Here is a 5,570-nt window from a genome sequence, read left to right on the forward strand (position 1 = left end):
ATGCCCACACCATAGACGATGCCCAGTGCGGCACTGATCCACAACGAGGCGGCCGTGGTCAGCCCGTGGACGGAAGGGCCTTCGCGGAAGATCACGCCCGCCCCCAGGAACCCGATCCCGGTCAGGATCCCATGCGCCATCCGGGTGGGGTCCGACACGATCTGAGTGCCCGGGACAAGCTTCAGAGTCCACAGTTCCTGCTGCGCCGCGGCGAGCGTCAACAGCGTTGCAGCGAGACAGACCAGCGCGTGCGTCCGCAGTCCGGCAGGCTTGCCCTGCACCTCACGGTCGATGCCGATCAGCATTCCAGTAATCAGGCTGCACAGCAGCGGCAAACCGGTTTCGGCGGATAGGATCGGGTTGAGATAGTCGGGCAAGGCAGGCTCCTTGGCGTGGCGGGTGGGCGCGTGCCTCATCCGCATGTGTGACGCCGAAGCCTGCGCGGCGGCTGATGGTTCCCCCAAGCTCGAGGGTCAGCCTACCCCGGCAAACTCCCCATTGTGTCGAATCGAGACCGGTTGCAGTCCAAGCCTCACCGGATCCTCTCAGCGAACGGGGCCAGCTTGCACCATGCTGCGAAGACCCCGTGGCCCCTTGGGGGGACTGAGGATATCGCCCGAGCGAGTTAGTCCCTGATGGCCAGACCTCGGCCTTCTGAGACCTGACCACTTTCGAGGAACTGAATGCCACGTTGTTCAAGCGCCCCGACGATCTTCTCCACGTTCTCCGTTGAGACCAGCCCAGTGTGGTCCGGTTTACCCTCCACGCGTCGAAGCGTGATCAGAGGCACACCTGCCAATGCACATAGCTCCGCCTGCGTCATCCCGAGAAGATCTCGCGCCGCTTTGATTCTCGCCTTCATCACTCATCTCTTTTTTTTCACTGATGCACTTGTTATCAGCGCCGTCTAGTGATAGCTTCTTATCAGAAAGTAGATTCAGACTACCATCTCGTGAAGGAGCGATGGACAATGACGAACATCTCCCGCATTTCATGCCCCGGCTCGCCTCTCGATCTGGCAACCCCTCTTCCCTCGGCATTCTCGCTGTGCTTCGCCGGTCTGCTCTCGGCTCTCGATCAACACATCGAGTGCGAGCGTGACCTCGATGATGTCGACCTGTTCGATCCCGCCTATCAGAACTGGCTGGACGATGCCGAGACGGCGCAGCTGCGTCTGTATGATCTGGCATCGATCACCGGCCTTGCGGCCGTCACTCCGGACGACGTGCCGCTGCGCCGGATGACGCTGCTGATCGCGATGCTTGTCCGCGAGGGAAGTGCCGAGGCATTCCGCCAGTATGGCCGCCTCGAAAGCAGCTTCCTCCGCCACATGGTCGTTCCCGGCGATGGGCTGGGCGCTGTGCGGACCCGGCTCATGCTTGCCGACGCGCGCGAGAAGATCCGTGCCATGGCGGAACTGACGCTCTATCGCCAGGATGGCGATATCGACGGCGAAGCCTGCGAGCTCTGCGCAGCCGCCTGACGGCTCCCCGCTCCACCCCCTGACGGCACCGGCTGATCGGCCTGACTCCCGCCGGGCCCAGCCTCCATGCGCTTCCACGATCCCGCATGCGGAGCGATGGCGCCTGCGGGGCTTCCGGATGCTGTTCTGCCTTAATCCCATATCGACAGGAGGACATCTCATGTCCCATCTCGACCTCGACGCCGTTTTCAGCGCCGCCGATCACTCGCATCCCATCTACCACGCCGCCATTCCCGATGCTTGGCAGGACATTGCTCAGGAGAAGGGCTACGAGATCGTCGGCCGCGTCATCGACCGCTTCCACCTCGTTCTCCGCCATGAGGATTGCGGCGCGGAGATGGTCAGCAAGGTCTTTACCTTGCGCACGGCCGAGCCGGTCTGCCCGACTTGCCTTGACACCCGGCGGCGCGAACTCTGCGCGGCGGCGGGCGTCAGCTATCTCGGTCGCGGTGGCCATCCTAATTATTTTCGCATCCTTCTGCCCTGTGGCCATGAGACTGTGCGCCAGCAAGAACTGCTCGAACGCGTTCGGCAGGGCAAGACGGCGATCCGGTGTGACGCGTGCCTCGGTGAGCGGCTGAAGGACGAGGCCCGCGCCCGCGGTTGGGAGCTGATCGGTGCCGATCCCGAGGATGATCCGAGCTATCGCCACTACCGCCACGACTGCGGGCACGTCCAGCGCGTTGCGGTGGCAAATATGACGACGGGCCGCTTCACATGCGGCGGCTGCTCCGACGGCTGGACGCGCGACAAGAGCTTCCTCTACGCGATGCGGTTCGTGCTGAAGACCGGCCGCGACGTGATCAAAGTGGGCTTTTCGCGCGACCCGGAGTCACGCCTGCGGCACCAGCTGATCACCGACCGCGACCAATATGCCCGGCTGATCCGCACCGTCGCGGTTCCCAGCGGCCGCGAGGCGATCCGGCGCGAGAAAGAACTGCATACCACCCTCGGCCGCCGCTATCCGGACGCGGTGCTGCACCGGAGCGAGTTCGCCGACGAGGTGAAGGTCGTCTCGGAGATCTATTGCGCCTCGATCGAGCCGGAGATCATGCGGCTCCTCGACGAGGTCGAGATGCAGGTGAAGGCCCTTTGCCGGCGCCGGGCCAAGCTGGCGCGCCGGGCCGAGCGCCGCCTCGCCCGACGCCGCCGGCACGGGCGGCGAGCGCGGCGCGCTCTCTGACGCCCCCTCTTCCGCCACCTTTTCTTTTTCCATTCCGAATGGGAGGTCTTCCATGACCCACACCCACCCTGTCGCGCCCATCTCAGACTGGCGCAGCTATGCCGCAGAGATTCGCGCGGCGATCCTGGCGAAGGAGGCTGCCCGGCCAGCGGGCACGTCCCTCTCTCACCTCGAAACGGACATTTCGGAACTGTGCGGCACCCTGCCGGACGAACGACCCGCGCCCGATCCTCTCACCGCGCGCCAGACGCTGCTGGTCCTGGGCCTCGCCGCCTCGTTCGGCAGCCGGGCAGCCCTCGCTGCCGAGCTCGAGCGCGGCGCCATCATCACCCTGACGGACGTTCGATCCGACCTCGTGATCGAGGTCGGCCGCCTGCTCCGCTGGGTGCTTCCGAACGGCTTCTTCATCGCCAAGGCAGATCGCGATCGGCATCGCCCCGGCGCGGTCACCGTCGTCAAGAGCGCGCAGCCTGGATGGCTTGATCACGAGCAACTGCGATTGGAATTGACCGCGGCGCTCGAGTTTCCGGCGCCGGTCATCCTGCTCCTGCCCGAAGGCCTCGAGGCGATGGAGATCCTGGGTGAGGCCGAGACGCAAACCCGGGCGTTCCGGGTGTTCGAGCGCGAGATCATCGCCGAGTTCCTCGCCCAGAGCTACCCGGCAACAGAACCCGCGGCTCTGCTGGAACACCTCCCTCCCGAAGCGCAGCTCGCGGAAACGCCGATGCTGTGGCTGATGCTGGCCCTGCGCTGCGACTGCGCAGAGGCGGCAGCCAGGCTCTTGGCGCGCCGGGACTGGCCAACCAAGACGGAGACCGGGGAAGAGCGGCGGGGGAAGGATCCATCTTTCCGGGCCCGCGCTAGCACGGGCGGCATTCCTCTTGCGGAACTTGCCGGGCTCGAAGAGGCCCGCGACATCGCGATCGGCATCACCGAGGACCTCAGGGCCTGGGCGGCAGGGGCGCTAGAATGGCGTGACGTGCACCGAGGTCTGCTCGTCGCCGGCCCGCCGGGCTGTGGCAAAACCGAACTCGCGCGGGCCATGGCGCGAGAGCCTGGCATTCATCTCGAAAGCGGCAGCTATGCGCAGTGGCAAGCCGCCGGGCACATGGGGGACATGCTCAAGGCGATGAGGAAAAGTTTCGCGCGGGCAACCGAGCGCGCGCCAAGCATCATCTTCATCGATGAGATCGACGCCTTCGGCTCGCGCAGCAATGGCCGAACGTCGAGCAATGCGAGCTATGAGCAGAAGGTCATCACCGGCTTGCTCGAACTGCTGGACGGGATCGCGGGAAGGGAGGGCGTGGTCGTCATCGGTGCATGCAACGACGCAGCAGAACTGGACCCGGCAATCCGGAGGGCCGGTCGCTTCGATCAGTTCGTCCATATTCGCCGCCCCGATGCCGCGGCGCTGGCGACGATCCTGCGCCAGCACCTTGGCAACGACCTACCCGACGCTGACCTGTCGACGCTCGGCCAGATGGCTGTCGGCCGATCCGGCGCCGATTGCGCGGCCGCGGTCCGCGCGGCCCGCGCCACCGCCAGGCGTGCCGGGCGCCCGCTGGCCGAGGCCGACCTGCGAGCAGACTTGGCCCGGATCACCTGGCGCTGCCGCCCGCGATGCGGCGCCGGGCTGCGATCCACGAAGCCGGACACGCGATCGTCACGGCCGCGCTCGGGCTCGGCACCGTCCACGCTTTGCGGATCGGACCGGAGGGCGGGGAGACCCTGTCACGCTGGCACGCGGCTGACCTCACCCAGGACGAGGTCCACCGGCACTGCATCGCCCATCTCGGTGGTCGGGCCGCAGAGCTGCTCCTGCTGGGCGATGCAAGCGGTGGTGCCGGCGGTGCTTCGGAGGCGGATCTCGCCCGGGCCACCGGGCTCCTGCTCGCCAGCGAGCTCTCCCTGGGGCTGGGGGATCAGGGCCATCTCTCGATCGGCGCCCCGCCCGAGCCCCGGCTGATCCTTTCTCTGCCACCGGCGACGCGCGCGAGGATCCAGCGCCGTCTCGACCGCGTTATGGAGGACGCGCAGGAGATCCTCTGCCAGCATCATGCGCTACTGGAGGATCTCGCGCGCAGCTTGGCGAACACCGGCTTCATGGGCGAGGAGGAACTCGCCAGGCGGCTCGCATCTCTCGACCGTCAGTCGGCCGATCCGGCCGTAGCTGCCTTGTGAGGCGCCTCTGCGCATCCTCCATGAGGATGCGCCATTCTATTTCACAAATGCTTCTTCGATGCCGTCTTGCTCCCGGCCGGCGTCCAAGGCCTTCTCCGCCGCCGCGTGAGATGATCCGGGCGCCCGATGCGCCCTGAGACGTGAGATATCCACATTGAACCACTCGCCAACCCTCTCCTAGGCCGGAATCCGGCCCCTTCAGGCCCTCACCCCCCTGCGACGCGACTTATACTGGTCCCGAGGACAGCACACTCATGTCCCAAGAGAAGCAGCAGCAAGGATCAGCCGCCGGAGGACCTCTCCGGGCGGACGGGAGAGGCACGTCACGTGGCAGCGGGCGCCAAGACCAGCAGCAAGAGAGCCAACGGCACCGAGCAGCCGCCGATCCCGCTTGCGCATGCGGATCTGCCGCCCCAGCATCGGGAGCAGTTGCTCGACCTTGTCCGCGCTCTCGCCCGCGACGCAGCGCGCGCCGATCATGCCGCCGGGCGGGATCCCTGCTGAGTTCGAGGGCCGCCGGCATGCTGCATCCTGAGTTGGAGATCCGTCCATGACCCTTCGTGTTGCCATCTACGCCCGGTTCTCGTCCGAATTGCAGAGCGCGGCTTCGCTCGAGGACCAGATGCGCCTCTGCCGCGAGCGCGCCGATCGCGAAGGCTGGCAGATCGTGGGCACCTATGAGGATGCCGCGACGTCCGGCGCCTCGCTGCTGCGACCCGGCAT

At 66.4% G+C, this 5,570-nt stretch carries 7 protein-coding genes and 1 pseudogene; 6 read left to right on the forward strand and 2 right to left on the reverse strand.

From position 1 onward, the window contains the following. Both KTN05_RS17065 and KTN05_RS17070 read right to left on the reverse strand, forming a co-directional pair. Positions 1-377: MgtC/SapB family protein (locus KTN05_RS17065; RefSeq protein ID WP_254368322.1), on the reverse strand; the 377-nt coding region annotated here is incomplete at its 3' end. Between the two features lie 248 nt (positions 378-625). Then, a complete protein-coding gene (locus tag KTN05_RS17070; RefSeq protein WP_217330574.1) occupies positions 626-862 on the reverse strand; it encodes a helix-turn-helix transcriptional regulator in 237 nt (78 codons plus the stop codon). A gap of 108 nt (positions 863-970) precedes the next feature. On the opposite strand from KTN05_RS17070, the gene KTN05_RS17075 reads away from it, so the two are divergent. The 6 genes and pseudogenes from KTN05_RS17075 to KTN05_RS17100 form a co-directional block, all read left to right on the forward strand. Further along, positions 971-1,483, forward strand: coding sequence for a hypothetical protein (locus KTN05_RS17075; protein WP_217330575.1), 513 nt, complete (start codon positions 971-973; stop codon positions 1,481-1,483). A 160-nt stretch (positions 1,484-1,643) separates the two neighbouring features. Continuing rightward, complete coding sequence (locus KTN05_RS17080) at positions 1,644-2,666, forward strand: GIY-YIG nuclease family protein (protein ID WP_217330576.1); 1,023 nt, start codon at positions 1,644-1,646, stop codon at positions 2,664-2,666. A 736-nt stretch (positions 2,667-3,402) separates the two neighbouring features. Continuing rightward, positions 3,403-4,047 (forward strand): annotated as a pseudogene (locus KTN05_RS18285) (ATP-binding protein); the annotation flags it as partial. Positions 4,048-4,286: 239 nt separating this feature from the next. Beyond that, positions 4,287-4,847, forward strand: coding sequence for a hypothetical protein (locus KTN05_RS18290; RefSeq protein WP_254368323.1), 561 nt, complete (start codon positions 4,287-4,289; stop codon positions 4,845-4,847). Positions 4,848-5,174: 327 nt separating this feature from the next. Further along, positions 5,175-5,351: a hypothetical protein gene (locus tag KTN05_RS17095; RefSeq protein ID WP_217330578.1), complete on the forward strand. Its 177-nt coding sequence runs from the start codon at positions 5,175-5,177 to the stop codon at positions 5,349-5,351. Positions 5,352-5,397: 46 nt separating this feature from the next. Then, a partial coding sequence (locus KTN05_RS17100) for a recombinase family protein (protein WP_217330579.1) occupies positions 5,398-5,570 on the forward strand: 173 nt, incomplete at its 3' end.

The organism is Paracoccus sp. Z118, assembly GCF_019061185.1.
GTDB lineage: Bacteria > Pseudomonadota > Alphaproteobacteria > Rhodobacterales > Rhodobacteraceae > Paracoccus.